The 17747-nt window shown below is 53.7% G+C and carries 22 protein-coding genes; 7 read left to right on the forward strand and 15 right to left on the reverse strand.

All coding sequences use genetic code 11. From position 1 onward, the window contains the following. Positions 1–14: 14 nt before the first annotated feature. Positions 15–1862, reverse strand: coding sequence for a ribosomal protection-like ABC-F family protein (gene abc-f / locus M467_RS20140; protein ID WP_021065951.1), 1848 nt, complete (start codon positions 1860–1862; stop codon positions 15–17). A 325-nt stretch (positions 1863–2187) separates the two neighbouring features. On the opposite strand from abc-f, the gene M467_RS20145 reads away from it, so the two are divergent. Continuing rightward, the gene (locus tag M467_RS20145; protein ID WP_021065952.1) at positions 2188–3105 is read left to right on the forward strand and encodes a DMT family transporter; all 918 of its coding nucleotides are present in this window, start codon (positions 2188–2190) and stop codon (positions 3103–3105) included. 37 nt (positions 3106–3142) lie between these two features. Here M467_RS20145 and M467_RS20150 read toward each other — a convergent pair whose 3' ends face one another. From M467_RS20150 to M467_RS20170, 5 genes are all read right to left on the reverse strand, one after another. Then, the gene (locus tag M467_RS20150; protein WP_021065953.1) at positions 3143–3328 is read right to left on the reverse strand and encodes a hypothetical protein; all 186 of its coding nucleotides are present in this window, start codon (positions 3326–3328) and stop codon (positions 3143–3145) included. Positions 3329–3343: 15 nt separating this feature from the next. Next, complete coding sequence (locus M467_RS20155) at positions 3344–4255, reverse strand: Gfo/Idh/MocA family protein (protein WP_021065954.1); 912 nt, start codon at positions 4253–4255, stop codon at positions 3344–3346. Positions 4256–4339: 84 nt separating this feature from the next. Then, entirely contained in the window at positions 4340–5053 is a 714-nt protein-coding gene (locus M467_RS20160) for an anti-sigma factor (protein WP_021065955.1), read from the reverse strand. Beyond that, positions 5050–5610, reverse strand: a complete 561-nt coding sequence (locus tag M467_RS20165) for an RNA polymerase sigma factor (RefSeq protein WP_021065956.1) — start codon at positions 5608–5610, stop codon at positions 5050–5052. Before M467_RS20165 ends, M467_RS20160 begins: the two co-directional genes overlap by 4 nt. Before the next feature lie 113 nt (positions 5611–5723). Further along, entirely contained in the window at positions 5724–5975 is a 252-nt protein-coding gene (locus tag M467_RS20170; protein ID WP_021065957.1) for a hypothetical protein, read from the reverse strand. A 64-nt stretch (positions 5976–6039) separates the two neighbouring features. Between M467_RS20170 and M467_RS20175 the strand changes: the two genes are divergently transcribed. Further along, positions 6040–6828, forward strand: coding sequence for an HAD-IIB family hydrolase (locus M467_RS20175; protein ID WP_021065958.1), 789 nt, complete (start codon positions 6040–6042; stop codon positions 6826–6828). Positions 6829–6834: 6 nt separating this feature from the next. Here M467_RS20175 and M467_RS20180 read toward each other — a convergent pair whose 3' ends face one another. Next, positions 6835–7107, reverse strand: a complete 273-nt coding sequence (locus M467_RS20180; protein ID WP_021065959.1) for an RNA polymerase sigma factor — start codon at positions 7105–7107, stop codon at positions 6835–6837. Positions 7108–7273: 166 nt separating this feature from the next. Continuing rightward, a complete protein-coding gene (locus tag M467_RS20185) occupies positions 7274–7489 on the reverse strand; it encodes a hypothetical protein (RefSeq protein ID WP_021065960.1) in 216 nt (71 codons plus the stop codon). A gap of 129 nt (positions 7490–7618) precedes the next feature. Here M467_RS20185 and M467_RS20190 point away from each other — a divergent pair, with 129 nt between their 5' ends. The 4 genes from M467_RS20190 (at position 7619) to M467_RS20205 (ending at position 10106) form a co-directional block, all read left to right on the forward strand. Beyond that, entirely contained in the window at positions 7619–7852 is a 234-nt protein-coding gene (locus M467_RS20190; protein ID WP_021065961.1) for a hypothetical protein, read from the forward strand. After that, positions 7849–8049 (forward strand): helix-hairpin-helix domain-containing protein, encoded by a 201-nt coding sequence (locus M467_RS20195; protein ID WP_021065962.1) that lies wholly within the window; start codon positions 7849–7851, stop codon positions 8047–8049. Before M467_RS20190 ends, M467_RS20195 begins: the two co-directional genes overlap by 4 nt. A gap of 155 nt (positions 8050–8204) precedes the next feature. Further along, a complete protein-coding gene (locus M467_RS20200; protein WP_021065963.1) occupies positions 8205–9665 on the forward strand; it encodes a UDP-N-acetylmuramoyl-L-alanyl-D-glutamate--2,6-diaminopimelate ligase in 1461 nt (486 codons plus the stop codon). Between the two features lie 96 nt (positions 9666–9761). Beyond that, positions 9762–10106: a YflT domain-containing protein gene (locus M467_RS20205; RefSeq protein ID WP_021065964.1), complete on the forward strand. Its 345-nt coding sequence runs from the start codon at positions 9762–9764 to the stop codon at positions 10104–10106. A gap of 60 nt (positions 10107–10166) precedes the next feature. Here the strand turns inward: M467_RS20205 and M467_RS20210 are convergent, their stop codons facing one another. Then, positions 10167–11162: an MDR family oxidoreductase gene (locus M467_RS20210; protein ID WP_021065965.1), complete on the reverse strand. Its 996-nt coding sequence runs from the start codon at positions 11160–11162 to the stop codon at positions 10167–10169. A 146-nt stretch (positions 11163–11308) separates the two neighbouring features. On the opposite strand from M467_RS20210, the gene M467_RS20215 reads away from it, so the two are divergent. Continuing rightward, positions 11309–11740, forward strand: coding sequence for a hypothetical protein (locus M467_RS20215; RefSeq protein WP_021065966.1), 432 nt, complete (start codon positions 11309–11311; stop codon positions 11738–11740). Positions 11741–11759: 19 nt separating this feature from the next. Here the strand turns inward: M467_RS20215 and M467_RS20220 are convergent, their stop codons facing one another. The 6 genes from M467_RS20220 to mgtE form a co-directional block, all read right to left on the reverse strand. Further along, entirely contained in the window at positions 11760–11966 is a 207-nt protein-coding gene (locus tag M467_RS20220) for a hypothetical protein (RefSeq protein ID WP_021065967.1), read from the reverse strand. Between the two features lie 88 nt (positions 11967–12054). Next, the gene (locus tag M467_RS20225) at positions 12055–12759 is read right to left on the reverse strand and encodes an SDR family NAD(P)-dependent oxidoreductase (protein ID WP_021065968.1); all 705 of its coding nucleotides are present in this window, start codon (positions 12757–12759) and stop codon (positions 12055–12057) included. 11 nt (positions 12760–12770) lie between these two features. Next, on the reverse strand, positions 12771–13157 hold the full coding sequence (locus tag M467_RS20230) for a GNAT family N-acetyltransferase (protein ID WP_021065969.1): 387 nt from the start codon (positions 13155–13157) through the stop codon (positions 12771–12773). Then, positions 13157–14182, reverse strand: a complete 1026-nt coding sequence (locus tag M467_RS20235) for a serine hydrolase domain-containing protein (RefSeq protein WP_021065970.1) — start codon at positions 14180–14182, stop codon at positions 13157–13159. The genes M467_RS20230 and M467_RS20235 overlap by 1 nt, the downstream gene beginning before the upstream one ends. 107 nt (positions 14183–14289) lie before the next feature. Next, on the reverse strand, positions 14290–16071 hold the full coding sequence (locus M467_RS20240; RefSeq protein ID WP_031199960.1) for a solute:sodium symporter family transporter: 1782 nt from the start codon (positions 16069–16071) through the stop codon (positions 14290–14292). Between the two features lie 145 nt (positions 16072–16216). Next, entirely contained in the window at positions 16217–17575 is a 1359-nt protein-coding gene (gene mgtE / locus M467_RS20245; RefSeq protein ID WP_021065972.1) for a magnesium transporter, read from the reverse strand. Positions 17576–17747: the final 172 nt, after the last annotated feature.

Consider the following 17747-nt stretch of genomic DNA (forward strand, 5'->3'; position numbering starts at 1 on the left):
GGCGTCGTTTTTCATTACATCGATTCTAGGAGTTGGTCAAGCAGCGTGTCGATGTCAGCTTGGAGGACATCGGCCCGGTGTTGCAACGCCATCAGCTCGGTGAGGTCGTTCGTCTCATTCATTTGATGAAGAAGTTCCTGATGCGCTTCTTCAAGCGCAGACAGACGAGCCTCATCCGCCGACGTGTCTCGGGCATCGACCGTTGTCACGGGCGCTTCTGTTGATTTCGTTTTCTTCGGTACCGCCACGACTGCTTCCGGTTCGTACTGGCGTTTTTCGAGCGCATACGTGACATTTCCCGGGAAACGTGTCGCTGTAACGTCAAGCCAATAGGTGACGGGGAACAGTTTGTTCAAGAAGTAGCGGTCGTGCGAGACGGCGACGAGCGTTCCGGTGAAACGATCGAGCGCGTCTTCAAGCGCTTCGCGTGCTTCGATGTCGAGGTGGTTCGTCGGTTCGTCCAAGACGAGCACGTTCACATCCTCATGCATGAGAATGGCGAGCATGAGCCGCATCTTCTCACCGCCGCTCAAATCTTTGACCGGTTTAAAGACACTCGCACCATAGAAGAGGAATTGGGCCAACAGTTGACGGGCCTTTCCCTCGTCGACGGCAATCCGGTCGCGGAACGCCTCGATGAGTCGGTGGGAGTCCTCGAAGTCGATGTGTTGGGACAAGTAGCCGATGCGGGCGCGTTCCGCTCGTCTTACCGTACCCGAGGTCGGTTCGAGTTGGCCGAGCAACACTTTCAACAGTGTCGATTTTCCGCTCCCGTTCGGACCGACGATGGCGACACGCTCCCCGTGACCGGTGTAGAACGACACATGCTCGAAGACGGTCCGGTCGTAACTCACGGTCACATCGGTCGCCTCGAACACATCGCGGCCGGTCCGTCCGTTCGCTGTGAACTGGATGTCAGGTTGGACGGCTTCGAGGCGAGGGCGCTTAATCGTCTCGATGCGGGCGAGCGCCTTCTCCATCGATTTGGCACGGCGGTAAAATTTCTCGTTCGGCGGATTGCCCTCGTTCGCCCATTGCCGAAGCTGGCGAATCGTCTCTTTCATCTTCTTGATTTTCTTTTGTTGCTCCGTGTAGGCGTGGAACTGATCGAGCAGCCGTTTTTCTTTTTGCGCAACGAACGCGCTGTAATTGCCGTCAAAACTCGTCAATTTCCCGTCCTCGCACTCGACGACGCGCGTGGCGACTGCATCGAGAAAGACGCGGTCGTGCGAGACGAGGAGTAACGTGGACGGACTTTCACGCAGGAACGTCTCGAGCCAAGCCATCGCCTCTAAATCGAGATGGTTCGTCGGTTCGTCCAGGATGAGCAGTTCCGGTTCTTGGAGCAACGCCAAGGCGAGGCCGACTTTGGTCCGTTCGCCGCCACTGAGCGTATCGAACGGTCGGTCCACGAAGCGGTTCAGGCGCAGCCCGTCGATCATCGCGTTCACTTTTGAATCGATGACGTACCCGCCACCGTTCTCATAGCGCGTCTGCAAGGCACCGTACGTCTCGAGCAGCGCGTCGATGTCGTCATTTGAGGCCATCTGTTCCTCGAGCTGTCGCATCTCGTCACCGAGTCGCGTCAACTCGGCGAACGCGGTGTAGAGCACGTCTCGACCTGACTTACCGGGATGGGCCGGGATTTGGGCCAAATAGCCGATGTGTAACCGTTGCTTGCGATAAATGGTCCCTTCGTCTGGCGAATCGGCACCGACGATGAGACGCAGAAGCGTCGTCTTGCCGCTCCCGTTTCGCCCGACAAGCCCGATTCGTTCGCCGGCGTTCACATGAAGATTGGCATCGGTCAAGACGGCATGACCGCCAAATTGTTTTTGGATGTGTTGTAACTCGATTAACATGAGTGGTTCCTCCTAAAGTAGAGGCCTATCAAAAAAGCCGAGCGCAAAGAAGCGCTCGGCAAGAGAGAGAGGCGCTTTGTCGTATTTCAGCAATGTCTAAAAAAGGACAGACGGGTCCTGTGATTATGCGACATCGTGAAAAATCGCACGCAAAATGTACAAATGTTCTGTTGACCAATGCGTACGTCCGACAAAGTTCACCTTTCTCCCTCCTTTCTATCATCATTACGCTCATTGTAAGCGATTTCGGCTTGTTCGACAACTAGGGGACAGGAATATCGAGGACCGATGTCGTATTGTTTAGACATCAGGAAGGAGGGACGCCATGCGCAAGGAATGGCTCGGTGCCATCAGTTTAACGCTCGCCGCCAGTATTTGGGGCGGGATGTACGTCGTCAGTAAATATGCGCTCGGCTATATCGAACCGTTCACGCTCATCTGGATGCGCTATGCCGTCGCGTTTGTCGTCCTGTTCGCGATGTGGTGGGCGTTCGGGCGCGAGCAAATCGGTCGACGCGACTGGAAATGGATTGCGCTCGTCGGCGTCATCGGATACGTTGCCTCGATTTCGTTTCAGTTCATTGGCACGAAACTATCCGACGCCCATACGGGATCGCTCGTCACGGCGGCGACACCGGCGTTCATGGTGATTTTCGCCCGAGTCATCTTGAAAGAGCGGCTCACACCTGTCAAAATCGGGTCACTCCTGTTGGCGACGCTCGGTGTCATCATCGTTGTCGGTTGGCACGTCAAAGGCACGTATTTCATCGGGAGCCTCGTCTTGGTCGGTGCGGCCGTCACGTGGGCGCTCATGTCCATCTATGTGAAAATCGCATCCGAGACGATGTCGTCGTTGACGATCACGACGTTCGCCATCGGTATCGCCTTCGTGTTGATGACGCCGCTCATGGGAGTGGAAGTGGCCGCATCCGGCTTACCGAATATGACCATGGTGCTGTGGATGAGCGTATTGTATGTCGGCATCATCTCGACAGCCGGGGCGTTCTTCTTTTGGAACAAAGGGCTCGAACTCATGGATGCGAGCGTCGGTTCGCTGTTCTTCTTCTTCCAACCGCTCGTCGGGGGTTACCTCGGCTGGCTCGTCCTCGACGAACGACTCGACCGCAACTTCTTTATCGGCGCCGCCTGTATCGTCATGGCCGTCACGTGGTCGACACTCGCCGAGCGACGGCAAAAGCGTGTCCGCGAGACACGTCAAGCTGAGGAGCGCCATATCTTATAACCAAAGACGACCGACCCGCTCTGGGCCGATCGTCTTTTTAAAATCCGTGATGATCGAGTTTGTCTTCGTCGCGCTTCATCTCGAGTTCGAGCCGCTGAATCGCGAGTTTCTCTTGCTCGATTTTGAGTCGAAGTTCTTCTAAACGCGCCTTCCGTGTCTTATTAAATGTATCTGCGGCGATGGACACGACGACGATGACCATAATGTAGAAAAAGAAATCCATTTGATACGCCTCCTTTTAGTGTGAGCCGAACAAATCCGTCACCAGCTGTTGTGTGAGGAGCGCCTCGCGACCGTCCGTCATGATGGCCGTATCCTCGGTCAGTGCCGAGATAAAGTGGTCGATCGCCCCCTGGAATCCGCGTTGGGTCAGGAGCGTGTCCCATGACCCGAACGTCTTCGTTGAATGGGCGCCGTGCTCGAACCGTTGAAGCGTCACCATCTCATCGACCGTCACGCGAAGTCCGTCGCGGATGGCGCTGAGTCCTTCATGATTCGTCCCGGCTTTACGGTGCATCGACGTCGTGTGCAGTCCGTGCTCGTCTTGCCAGACGTGGCGTGCGAAATGGAGACCGTTCGCCTCGGTCGTCGCGATTTGGCCCGTCACTAAGCGTAACTCGCTTCCGGCGAAGTATCGGAGCGTGTCGACGACATGCAAATAGTCATCGAGCAGTGTGAACTGATAGTCGTGGCCGCGTAATCCGTCCCCGCGATGCTTGACGAAGTCGAGCGTGTGGAATGGGGCTGCTGCTTTCACGTGCTGATACATCGGGGCGAAACGGCGATTGAAGCCGACCATGAGCTTACGGTTCTTCTGCTCGGCCAGCTCGACGAGACGTTCCGCTTGTTCGATTGTCGCAGCGAGTGGTTTATCGACATACACATCGACGCCATTTGCGAGCAGATAAGAGACGACGTCGAAATGTGTCTCGGTCGAACTGTGGACGAACGCCGCGTCGACGGACGCCGCGAGCTCGGGAAGTCCAGTGAATGATTCCATTCGGTGGGCCCGACAGATTGCCTCACGTTTGGCGACGGTCGGGGAATAGGCACCGACGAGTTCGAACGACGTGCTGTTCGTCAAAATCGGTAAGTACGCTTTCTGAGCGATGCCGCCGAGACCGACGACACCAATTTTAGGCTGACGCATATGTACCACTCCTTTTCTATCATCATAACGAAAAAAGAACCGAATGACACGTACGCGTGGTGCGTCAGGTCATTCGGTCCTTACTTATAGGCTGGCACTGAGTACGATGTCGCCCTCGGGTGCCGTGTTGCCGCGTTCGGGTTCTTTCGTGACAGCAACGGTATCCCAGTCCATCTCTGATTCGGTCGAATCGAGCGTATAGATGACGGTCCCGTTGCCTTTGTCGTCCGTGACGAACGCCCCGGTCGGAATCGGAGAGCCGTCTTTTAACAACCAAACTTGATACACTTCGTTCGCTTCGAGCGCATCGAGTCCGTTCGTCTGGACGATGAGCTGGCGCTGGCCGTCCTGTTCGGCGAGGTAAGCCACGCCTTCCGATTCGCCTTCGAGCGGGACGGTCTCGGTCAAGGCGATTCCGCTCGGATCATCTTGGTTCAATAGCAGATAGCCGTTCCCGATCAAGGAGAGCATGAGTGCGGCCGCGAGAGCGAGCGCTCCCCATGGCGTCTTCTGTTTTTTCTTCGTGGCTGTAAACGGTGTGATCGGGGTCGGTTCGTCTTGCTTCGACTCCGTCTCCGTCTTGTCTTCTGCGAACACGTTGTCGAGGATGCGTGCCTTCATCCCGCTTGGCGGTTCGGCCGGTTCAGAGAGGAACGCGACGCCGCCGACGAGGGCCTCGAGTTGTTCGAGCTCTTCTTGACACGTTTGACATGTCGTGAGATGCGCTTCAAACCGGATGCGTTCGTCTTCTGTCAAATGCTGGTTAAAATAATCAATCAATTGGTCACAAGCGTTCATCGTTCCACCTCCTTATCATTCAAATCATGGGATAAATGCCTTCGTAGCTGTTTCAACGCTAATCGAATCCTTCCTTTTACAGTACCGAGCGGGATGCCGCACGTATCGGCAATCTTTTGTTGGCTGAGCCCTTGGAAATACATGAGGCGGACGACCTGTTGTTGCTCGACCGGTAGTTCGGCCATCGCCGTCTCGATTTGAGTCCGCTCTTCTTGCCATTCGACCTCGGTCTCGACGGACGGGGCCGGTGACGGAATGGCTTCCGCATAGGACTCATCCAGTTGCAGGTCAGGTTTTCGTTTGCGAATCAAGTCGATCGTGACGTGACGGCTCATCGTGAACAGCCACGATTTGAATTTTCCTTTTGACTCATCATACACGCCGCCACCGCGCCATAGCTTAATGAATACTTCTTGCATCGCTTCTTCGGCGAGATCGCGGTCTTTCGTCAATTGCATGACGAACGCATAGAGGATTCGTTCATAGCGGTCATAAAGTGTCTCGAGCGCTTGTTTGTCTTTTTGCCTGACACGCTCGTACAATTCAATATCAGTCATGGCTTGCTCCTTTACACATAAGGGAATCCCTTGTATTGATCTAACGGATGAAACCGTGAAATGGATGCCTATTTGACGTGACTATTTTGTGAACAGTCAAGATTTTCCCGCAGCTAACGGGAACAACTGGACGCTATCCCTCCGATACGGCGGAACAGGCGTAGATTCAAGGCGCTGAGCAGACGGTACGTCACGTAACTGAACAGCGTTGCCGTAATGAGAGTGACGAGAAGTGCCAAATTGCTCGGAATCCATTGTTGCCAGACCGAATAGGATCGGATTCCAAACAAAAAGGTGAAGACGAGCCCGAACCCGATCACGATTCCGCTATACTGACAGTAGTAACGGCTCAATCGATTTTTCATGCTGCCACTTCCTTTCTCTTCTTTACTATACGAGATGGGGTATGGCGACACAAGGAGGATGACTATGAAACGATTTATCGACGAGGGACGAACGCTCGTCTGTTTTGATTTTGACGAGACATATTTTCCGCACGCTTGTACCGTGGAGCAGTTGGAACGATTATGGCACCTCGAAGACTTTCTCGATGCACAGTCGCATCGGTTCTCGACGATGTGGGTGACGGGGAGTTCACTTGAAACGATTCGAGAAAAAATGGCACGGGCAGACATGCGTTATTTCCCGCACCGGATTGCGGCGAGTCTCGGGACAGAGCTGTATCAAGTGACAGCGTCCGGACAACTGGAGCTCGATTCCGGTTATTCGTCACGGTTTCCCGATGACTTTTCAGACCGTGTCACCCAAGTCGTCGACAGGCTAGGGCGAACACTCACGATTGAACCACAGACGAACCTTGGCACAAGCGGCTGGATGCACAATTATTATTACTTCGGCGAGAGCGAGGATGAGCTCGAGCACATTCGTTCGAGCGCCCGTGACTTCGGGATCGCCGTCAACGTCAGTCGCTGCAACCCGCTCGCCGGGGATCCAGCAGGTGCCTACGATATCGATTTCATCCCACAAGGGGCGGGGAAAATCGCTGCAGTTGACTACGTGTGCGACCGATATATGTTTCAGACCGAGCACGCCTTCGCGTTCGGTGACAGCGGGAACGATTTAGGGATGTTGCGATATGTCGGCAACGGTTATGTACTCGGCAACGGGACGGAAGAAGCCAAACGAGCACATGGTCGTGTCACCGAGGGCATGTATGCGGATGGGATTCTAGAAGTGTTACATCGAGCGGTGCGGTAGACGGGTTTAAGCGCTCGTAACTAGACGTAGCGCTGCGGTCTCCACACGTTCGAACAAATGGGTTCTCAGCCGATGGGTCGTCAAATCGAGCGGCAGACGATGCTTCCAAAGCTCGGTGAATACCTCGGATAGGACAGCCTCGGCCAAGTCGGCTCGCGTCGTCAAGCGGAGGGCGAGCGAGTATAAGATGCGCTCATAGCGGTCGTACAACAGTTCGAGCGCGGACGTGTCGCGGTTTAACATGCGTGCGTATAAATCGTGATCGGATATGAATGACATGGTGGACTCCTTCAGAATGAGAACTCTCTCGTGGTTGGGTTGCGGGCAAATGACGTAACCTTCTTATTTCACTTATGGGGTGAACGTAAACGGTTACTTTCCGATTCGAGCACATTCAAAAACAGCCAACGTTCCGCTGATGAGCGGAATGTTGGCTGTTTTGTAGTTAAAACGACGTATAACAGTGCGGGCACGTCTGTGTGTTCCCACCGGACCGTTTGAACGTTTTCTTACAGTTCGGACACGTGACGGTCTCGGTGTCTTGACCGAACAGGCTGCCGCGGTTGAATAAAACATTTCTTAAATTTGGCAAGGCTTTGGCCGCATAAATCATGGAAATGAATAAGACGATGGCCAAAACGGCCAACAGCAAATAGGTCATATTGGGTAAACCCCTTTCGCGAAACTTTCGTTTCTTCTAGCATACGTGAAATTGTGCGAACGCACACCTCCAGACTGGAATTACGAACAAATGTTCTGTATACTAAGAGTAACAAAGGAGGGAGATTAGATGAGGCAAGAAGTCATGCGTTGGATGCGGAACGGACGGGTCGTGGAAATGATGTATATCGATCGGAACGGGGTCATTTCGAAGCGACGTGTCAAGCTGATGAAGCTGCAAGGCGATCGACTCGTCGCCTGGGACGTGAACAAACAAGCGCGTCGAACATTTTGTATGGAACGTGTCCTCGCCTGTCTCCCGACGATTGAACGTGCCTCAGGACGAGAGGAGGGAATCGGATGACACCACTTCCGAAATGTTCGGCACCGGCCGAACGGGCGCTTCGAGCTGCCTATATCGATACGCTCGAACAGTTGGCCACGTACACGAAACGAGAAATTGCGGCCTTGCATGGGGTCGGGCCAAGTGTGCTGCGAATCTTGGAAACCGCGCTTCACGAGCAAGGACTTCGGTTCACCGACAGCGAAATACATTCCTAGTCCCGTCCTGGACTAGGAATTTTTTGGTTGGGCGATTGTATCGCACGTAAAAAGGGAAGTAATATATTTGTCATCTCCATTACAGCCTAATATCTAGTACCATGACGATAAGGTTTGCGAACCTAGCGACACCCATGAGAAAGGAAGTACACAGCATGAGGACGAAACGTTTATCCGCCATTCTAGGAAATGAGATGGATGACATCGAACGCGATCCATGGGTGACCGGAATTGAGACAGATTCCAGAAAGGTCAGTCCAGGGAATTTATTTATCTGTATCCGCGGCTATACGGTGGACGGACATGAATTCGCTGAGGACGCCGTCTCCAAAGGAGCGGTTGCTGTCATCTCGGAATACCCGCTTGACCTTGAGGTGCCGAACCTTGTCGTCGCGGATACGAAGCGGACAGCCGGCGTGGTGGCCAGTACTTTTTATGACCACCCCTCACATCGGATGCGCATTTACGGTGTCACCGGTACGAACGGGAAGACGACGACCGCGACATTGACATATGATTTATTTCGTCTGTCCGGCCGACCGGTCGGAATTGTCAGCACGATTGGAGCACGTTATAAAGATCAAACATTGAACACACCAAATACGACGCCTGAAGCTGTCGTCCTACATCGTTTGCTGGCCGAAATGGCCGATGCCGGCGTGACCGATTGTGTCGTCGAGGTCTCCTCGCATGCGATGATGGAAGGACGTGTCGAAGGTGTCCGGTTTCACGCGGCGGCGTTCACGAATTTGACGCACGACCACTTGGATTACCATCGCTCGATGGATGAGTACGCCCGAGCCAAAGCCCGATTGTTCGAACAAGTCGAGACGACGGACGGGGATGCCATCATTTTAAACGCTGAAGATTCGGCCAGTGACACGATGGCCGCGTTTGCCCCGACTCGTCGGCGTATCATGTACAGCATCCATGCGGACGTACCGGCTGATATTCAAGTCATCTGGAATGACCAGACGGTCGTCATTAAAATGAACGCGCTGACAATTGAGGCTCCGGTCCGCTTCATGGGCGCATTCAATGCCGCTAACTTGGCCGCGGCCATCGGTCTCGTCTCCACATCGGAACTGATGCTGCGATCGATCATCGCCAACGTGCCGGGACTCACGCTTCCGAAAGGTCGGCTCGAACGACTTGATACGGAAGACGCCGAGATTTATCTTGATTATGCCCATACGCCGGACGGCCTCGAGAAGTGTCTGTCGACGCTTCAGCAAGGGGAACGTGAACTCGTTGTTGTGTTGAGTGCGGCGGGCGACCGTGACCCGACCAAACGGGCGGAGATGGGTCGCATCGCGAGTCACTATTCGAACGACTTGATTGTGACGGTGCATGACGTGCGCACGGAAGAACCGAAGCGCATCATCGATGGACTGCTCGCCGGAATCGACGCGAACACGCATTATGTGACGTTCGAGGAACGACGGGACGCCCTGCGCCACGCGGCGCAACAAGCGCTCGACGGCAAACGCATCGTCGTCGTCGGAAAAGGGCATGACCACGTCGAACGCGTCGGCCGAGAGTCGATTCCGTTCAACGAATCAGACATCCTGCTCGATGAATTAAAAAAATTGAAGGGCCAAGAACCGGCCGTTTAACGAAACGATGACAGCTGTCATCGTTTTTTAATGTGTGATTTTTGCAGAAAAAGGTAATAACTATTGATGTAACGCTATCGAAGGAGGAGAACAGACATGTCAGTTTTGTACAAAGAGTTTACAAATGATGAAGAAGTCGTGACCGCCATTCAATCGATGAAAGCGAAAGGGATTGAGGACAAGCACATTTATGTCATCACCCACGACGATGACCGGACCGACCGTGTGGCCGATAACGCCGACGCGAATACGGTGACGGCATCGGACGTCGGCCTGGGGACGGCCGCGAAAAACTTGTTCCGTAAAAAAGGGGACGAGCTCCGAGCCCAGTTCGAACAGCTCGGTTTCTCATCGACCGAAGCGGATCAACTTGAGAAGAAATTAGATCAAGGCAAGGTGATTGTCGTCGTCAAAGACGCACCAGCCGGATTCACATTATAATTCCACCACCATGGAGAATACAGAGACAGGGCTGAATCGAAGGATTCAGCCCTGTTTGTATTAGTCGTGGATGCGGACGACGGTCCGGCCGCTCAGTTCACTGCGCATCATCGCCTCGGCGTGACGCGGAACATCATGCAACGGAATCTCATGGACCATATGGTTCAGCACGCGTGTGTCGATAAGTTCATGGAGCCGTTCCCACGCTTTCACGCGACGGGCGATCGGTTGCATGACCGAATCAATGCCGATGAGCCGTACGCCTCGTAAGATGAACGGATAGACGGTCGTGTGGAGCTCATGGCCACCGGCAAGCCCACACGCGACGACCGTCCCTTCATAGCGCGTTCGGCTGAGGATATTACCGAGCGTCTCGCCTCCGACCGAGTCGATGGCAGCATCGAACCGCTGTTCATCCAGCGGTCGGGCCGGTCCTTCGAGCTCGCTTCGGGCCATCACGTTCTCGACACCGAGGTCGCGCAAATACGCCGGGTCTTGTTTGCCGGTCGAGGCAATCACGTGATAGCCGAGCTTGTGGAGCAAGGCGATGGCAAAACTACCGACTCCCCCGGAAGCACCGGTCACAAGTACTTCTTGACCAGGATGCACACCCTCGTGTTCGAGCGCCTCAACAGCGAACATGGCGGTAAGTCCTGGCGTTCCGATTGTCATTGCATCTCGCAGCGCCATGCCTTTCGGTAGTTTGATGAGCCAGTTCCCAGGGACTTGAGCGTAACGGCTGAAGCCACCGAAATGTCGTTCGCCGATGCCGAAACCGGTCGCAATGATATCGTCGCCGGCTTTGAAATCGAGATGGTCGGATTCAACGACTTTCCCGACGAACTCGCACCCGGGGATGAACGGATAATGACTGACGATTTTGCCGGATCCGGTCAGCCCGAGAGCGTCTTTGTAGTTGAGCGCTGAATAATGGACTTCGACGAGGACGTTGCCGTCTTCTTCTCTCGGAAGGGCGTCGAATTTGACGTCGGTCACCGTGGAATGGAGACGGTCGTCTTTTTTGTCGAGGACGAGTGCTTGAAATGATTCGTTCATGGTCAATTGGCCCCTTTCGCTGATACGTATTCTATTCCTTTGTTATCATTCCCCACCTGCCAAAATATATACACGAATGTTTCGTTCTAACAGGGAGTGGAATGGTACAATGAAAGAGATTCAACTAGAGTGAGGAGGAATGAAGCATGCGGCACGACGACTATGAGTTTGATGAAGAAGTAGAAGAAGGCGAATTGTTTAACGTATACGACATTCTGCCACCGGATGGAACCATTCTTGAGATGGCTACGGCCGAAGAAATGGTACGTGCGGCGGAGCTCGAGGCGACGCATAATGCGCTTGAGCGAATCCAAGACTCAAACTTCCAGTTGTCAGGAATCACTTTTAAAGAGTTGCTGGCAGAGTTCGAGCGATACGAGCAAGAATCGATGGAATTCTGGACAGGCGTTTATAGCCGATTGCGCATTCCATGGGCATGGACGATTCGAATCGATGTGGCCAACGGTCCGATTCACGTCGTCAATGACCGCGACATCTTCATCGACGAAGCGGACTTCGAAGAATATGATTTCGAAGAATACGTGGATGATGATTACGAAGACGAAGACAATCAATGAATCCAAAAACGTCTTTCCCTCATTCAGGGAAAGACGTTTTTTTGTTGTCGAGGAATGAGGCACGGATGCGTGTCAGTTCCGTCGCGCCGAACCAGAGCCCGACCCCACACAAGACGGCGACACCGCTCACTAACGCGCCGACGATGGCGGTATCTCCAATCATCGTGAACGACAGCGTCAGACTGAACAAGCCGAAAAATAATAATCCTCCTGCAATCGTCTTCATGATTAAGTCATCCTTTCTTGTTTCGTCTGTCTTTAGTGTAGGCGGTCCAGTAAGAAAAGGGTGACTGAATTTTATACCAGGTCAAAAATCAAGCGAGGTCATATACAGAATACGTCTTGCCATTCTCGAACGGCTCGTCTAGTAAGTGTTCCGCCAAGATGCGGGCGACCGTCTCCGGGGTGCGCAATCGGCCTTCTGTCACGTAAGAACGGAACTGTTCCACGTCACGGAACGCGTCTTCTGACGAGGCGCGGATGCTTGCCTGCATCGCGGTGTCCATCACGCCTGGGTTGAACAAGGCGACCTTGTCGTTCGTACCGGTCAATTCAAGGGCGACCGTCTCGGTGAAATGGTCGAGCCCGGCTTTCGTCGCACAGTATGCACTCCAGCCCGAGATGGGGCGCTTGGCGGCCCCAGAGGTCACGTGGATGAGCGAGACGGGCAGATCGTACGCGAGCACCGCGTTCGTCAAGAGCATCGGGGCGAGCAGGTTGGCTTGGACGTGGGCGATGAGCTGCGCGGCATCCAATTGGCCGGCCCGATGAATCGGTTCAATCAAGGCTGCGTTTTGGACGACGAGCAAGGATGTCGCCGTCTCGATGAGTGGCTTCACGTGTTCGAGCGCGGCCAGTGTACTTGTCGGATCAGATAAATCGACCTCGACGTGACGGAACGAGGCATCGGTCGCCTGCGTCCGTGAAAAATTGACGACCTCGTAATCCCGCTTCAATAATTCCTCGGCGATGGCACGGCCGAGACCGCGCGACGCACCGGTCACGATGGCTAGTTTCATGACAGCTCCTCCTATTCGTGAATCGTTTTCCGGTACCCGTAAAACGGACGGAAGTTCAGTTTTTCGTAATACGTGTGGGATGAAGCACTCGCGAGCATCTCGAGACGCGTCTCAGGGTAGAGCGCATGGACGTGTGACAACAACTGCTCGCCAATCCCGAGACGACGGTACGAGGCCGCGATGAGCAGTTCGCACACGTACAGGCTCACGGTCGTGTCGGTCAACCCACGCAAGTAGGCAATCACCAGTCCTTCTGACTCGACGACATAGGCAACGTTCGATTGCCGCCACGCCTGTTTCGTCAACTCGTGCTGTCGGACGAGTTGACTCCAACCTTCCGCTTCATTCAATGCTTGAATCTGTTCAAAATCGGCTTCTTCATAAGAACGAATGACCATCAACCTTCACCTACTTTCATTTCAATGGCTTTCATGAGGTCGAACGCACCATCTGACTCATTCGAACAGACGACCGAGACGATCTCTGTGGCCGGGTAGTATGCAGAATGAAAACTGACGCCGGGGTCATAGCCCATGACATGATATTTGAACACGTGTCGCTTCGCACCCAATTGAATCCACAGACCGTAGCCATAATGTGCGCCTTTATCGTTTACCTTCACATGAGGAGTCAGCAGTCGTGATGTCATCTCCTCGCCAAGTAGGCGATGAGCGAGCAAGGCGCTCCAAAGTTTGGCCATATCTTGTGCCGTCACGAACGCGCCGCCGTCCGCTCCGCCTTTGACGGGAATCGAATAGTGGTTCGTCCGCCACGAGCCGTCCGCGTTGTCGATATACCCGAGCGCCGTATTCGCCGGCAAGGCATCGAGCGAGAAGTACCCCGAATCGGTCATGTCGGCCGGCTTGAACACGAATCGTTCGATATAGTCCGAGAACATCAACCCGCTCGCTTGTTCGACGATGAGGCCGAGCAAGATATAACCGGCATTATTATATTGAAACACGCCTCGTTCTTGTCGCATCGGCTCGTGTTGGAACATCGGGAGAAAGTCACGTAGCTGCCGGATGTGATACATCGGTCGTTGCCGCCACAATTCCTCGAAATCGTCCATGACAGACTCGTCGAAATAATCGGGGATGCCGGACGTGTGAGTGAGCAACTGTTCGACTGTCACGTCCGGGTCAAATCGGGGGAAGTCGATGGCCAAACACTCGCGGAGTGTCGACGTGAATGCCAACTTGCCTTGTTCGATGAGCTGGCAGACGGCGATGGCCGTGAACAACTTACAGCCCGAAGCGATACCGAATCGGGTCGATGTTCGATTTTCAATTCGTTCCGCCCGATTCGCATAACCTTGTTGATTGTCGAACAGGATGTCATCTTGTCGCATGACGAGCGCCGATCCAGAAAAATCAGGTTTAATGGGAAGGTCAGTAAAGTCGTCGTGCAAAAGCTTGTTCATCGGGCACCTCCGAAAGATTATCTAGTGTTTTTAGCATAGCATACGGCCAATCAATCCCTAACCACACAAAAAAATGTCTCCTCCGTCAAAGGCGGAGGAGACGCTGATTATTCACCAATCGCTTCTTCACGTTCAGTGTCCGTCGTACCGAGATTAGTCAAGTAAGCCTCATATTTCGGAAGCCAGTAGCGATAGGATGCCCAAACGAGGCCACCCGTCACAACGAACAAGGCGATGGTCGCCGGCCAGAACCAGCTCGAGACGATCCCGTCCGCATAGGCGAGACCGATCGGTGAGAAGACGAAGTAGACGAAAATCATCGACGCGACAAGGATGATGGAAGTCGAAATTGCATGACGCCATGGCTTGACGCGGCCAAGATCGATGCGAATCGGATTGATGTGTTGCATCGGTCGAACTTTTGCGAATACGAGCATGATGGTCGTTTCGAGGACGAACAAAATCCCGTAAATGTGAATGAAGTTGATGCCAAGGTCGAAGCCGAACCACTGCTCCGTTCCCCAGACGAGGAAGTAATACGTGACGACGTGGAAGCCGATGACGAGTTTCGCGGCAATCGGCGGTACGCGCTTCACGAGCATCCCGATTAAGACGATGACGAGAATCGGGATATTGAAGAAACCGGTGAAGCGGCGAATCAAGTCCCACAGTCCGTCCGGTGCGTACATCAAGTTCGGAGCGACGAAGAACGAGACGAGCGCGACGAACGTCCCGAACCATTTGCTGACACGAATCAAATCTTTGTCAGACGCGTCCGGTTTGAACTTCGGCTTATAAATATCGAGCACGAATAAGGTGGCGATACTATTGAGCAACGAGTTGAACGAGCTGAACACGGCACCGAGCAAGACGGCGAGGAAGAAGCCCATGAGCCACATCGGCAACAAGTCGGCAATCAAGCTCGGATAAGCGAGGTCCGCCTTATCGACGTTCGTGCCATACAAATGGAACGCGATAATCCCTGGAAGCAGCATGAAAATCGGGACGAGCAACTTCAAATAACCGGTGAAAAGTACCCCTTTTTGACCCTCGGCCAAGTTCTTCGCCCCGAGTGCCCGTTGGATGACATATTGATTGAGTGCCCAATAAAACAAGTTCGCAAAAATCATCCCCGTGAAGATGGACAAGAACGGAACGGAATCGTTCTCTGAACCGATCGCGTTCAGTTTCTCTGGATTCTCGGTTGCAATCGTCTTCATCCCATCGACGAGGTTGCCGTCACCGAGCGCGATGAAGCCGAGCGTCGGGACGAGGAAACCGATGATGATTAATCCGATCCCGTTCAACGTGTCGGAGACGGCGACGGCGCGGAGACCACCGAAAATGGCGTAAACGGCTCCGATAATCCCGATGAACCAAATGACGAGCCAGAGCGACTGCTCGAAGCTGATTCCGAGTAATTCCGGGACGTCAAACAGTTGCAGGACGGCCAATCCGCCGGAATAGAGCATCGATGGGATCGTGACGCACATATAGCCGAACAAGAACAACAGGACCGTCAAGCGACGGACGTCCTCGTCATACCGTTGGCTCAAAAATTCAGGGATCGTCGAAATACCGATTCCGAGAAAACGCGGCAGTAAAAAGAGCGCCATGATGATGGCGGCGATTCCGGCTGTGACTTCCCACGCCATGGCCGACATGTTGCCGGCGAACGATTGCCCGTTTAAGCCGATCAACTGCTCGGCTGACAAGTTCGTCAATAAGAGTGATCCGGCGATAAAGATGCCGGTTAGCCCCCGTCCTGCCAAGAAGTAGTCGTCGGCACTCTCGACTTTCCCTTTCGTCATGCGATAAGACACGTAAGCGACGAGCCCCATGAATAAGGCCCCTGTGATTAATATGTAAACAACTTGTTGAATGGTCAACGACATTCCCTCCCTCAACTTCTTCTTATTTATAAGTACTTTTTCATAACTACCCTTCACGAAGTATGATTATTTCCCGTTTTCTCTTTTGTAAAAGAACTGTAACAAACCTCACAACAAAAAAAGACACCTGAGAGGTCAGGTGTCAAAAAAAGCGAAGCAACGAAGTCGCGACCGTGAAATAAATGATTAAGCCGAGATTGTCGACGACTGTTGTGATGAACGGACCCGACGCGACGGCTGGATCGAGTTTCAATCGATTGATCAAGAGCGGCACGAGCGTCCCGACGATGGTCGCCACGCTGAGCGACGCAAAAATCGACAGACCGACGATTATGCCGATTAAGGCACTGTCATAGAGGACGGTGATGACGCCGAAGATGACGACCATACAGGCGAGACCGAGCAATAACCCCGTCCCGAACTCACGACGAATCATTTTCAACACGTTCTTTCGATTAATCGTCCCGAGCGCGATTGAGCGGACGGCGACGACGAGCGATTGGGTGGCGGCGTTACCGGCCGAACCCATGACGAGCGGCATGAAGACGGCGAGCAAGACGATCGTTTCGAGCGTGTCCTCGAAACCACCGATCGTCGACGCAGTGATCATCCCGAGGAACATGAGGCTGATAATCCATGGCGCGCGCTTCATCGCCGCCTCGACCGGTCCCATGTTGATGTCCGACGAACCTTTCGTCGCCGACAGCTCTTCGAAATCCTCGGTCGTCTCGCGTTCGATGACGTCCATGACATCGTCGACCGTGATGATCCCGAGCAGATGGTCCTCGCTGTCGATGACAGGCAGGGCCAATAAGTCATACTTCTGAACGGTCCGGGCCAAGTCTTCCTGATCGGCGAGGACGTGGGCCGACACGACGCGCCGGCCCATGATGTCCGCGATTTGCACGTCGAGCGGGGAGACGATCAAGTCGCGTAGCGAGACGACGCCGACGAGCCGGCGATCGGTGTCGATGACGTACAGGTAATAGATTGTCTCGGCTTCCGGTCCAAGTTCGCGCAAGTCTTCGAGCGTCGCACCGACGGTCTTGTCCGCCTTCAACACGATAAACTCGGTCGTCATGATGGCACCGGCCGTATCGTCCGGATAGCGCATCAAGTCTTTGACCTCGGTCGCCTCGGTCTCGTCCATCAACTCGAACAGTTCGTTCATGAAGTCGTCAGGGAGCTCGGTCATCAAGTCGGCGGCGTTATCCGAGAACATATCGTTCAACACACGTACGGCGAACGGACGTGGCATCTCTTGAATGAACTGTTCCTGTTCGTCCAGTTCAAGTTTTTCAAACAAGTCGGTGAACGCTTCCGGGGATAACGCCTCGTAGACGAACTCACGGCCCGGACGTTCAAGTTCGATGAACAGGTCGGCCTGTTCACCAGGGTGGAGGGTGAGGAACACGTCGCGGAAATCGACCGGGTCCCCTTTTTGAATGAGCGCTGTCACTTGGGCTTCATGACGGGCGCGTTCTGTACGTTCGATTGCCATCGACTCACTTCCTTTTCACATCATTTGTCTATATTATGTCACGAGTTTGAGTGGTCTCAAACAAAATCAAAAAAATGCTATGAATTTTTTTCACAATCTATACAGCGTGTATACGTTACTTTCTCTCGATTCGAGGGGCCACACCGTTTCTCGAGTGATTGTTCATTCATGT

It is taken from the genome of Exiguobacterium chiriqhucha RW-2 (assembly GCF_000416965.1).
Taxonomy (GTDB): Bacteria; Bacillota; Bacilli; order Exiguobacteriales; family Exiguobacteriaceae; genus Exiguobacterium; species Exiguobacterium chiriqhucha.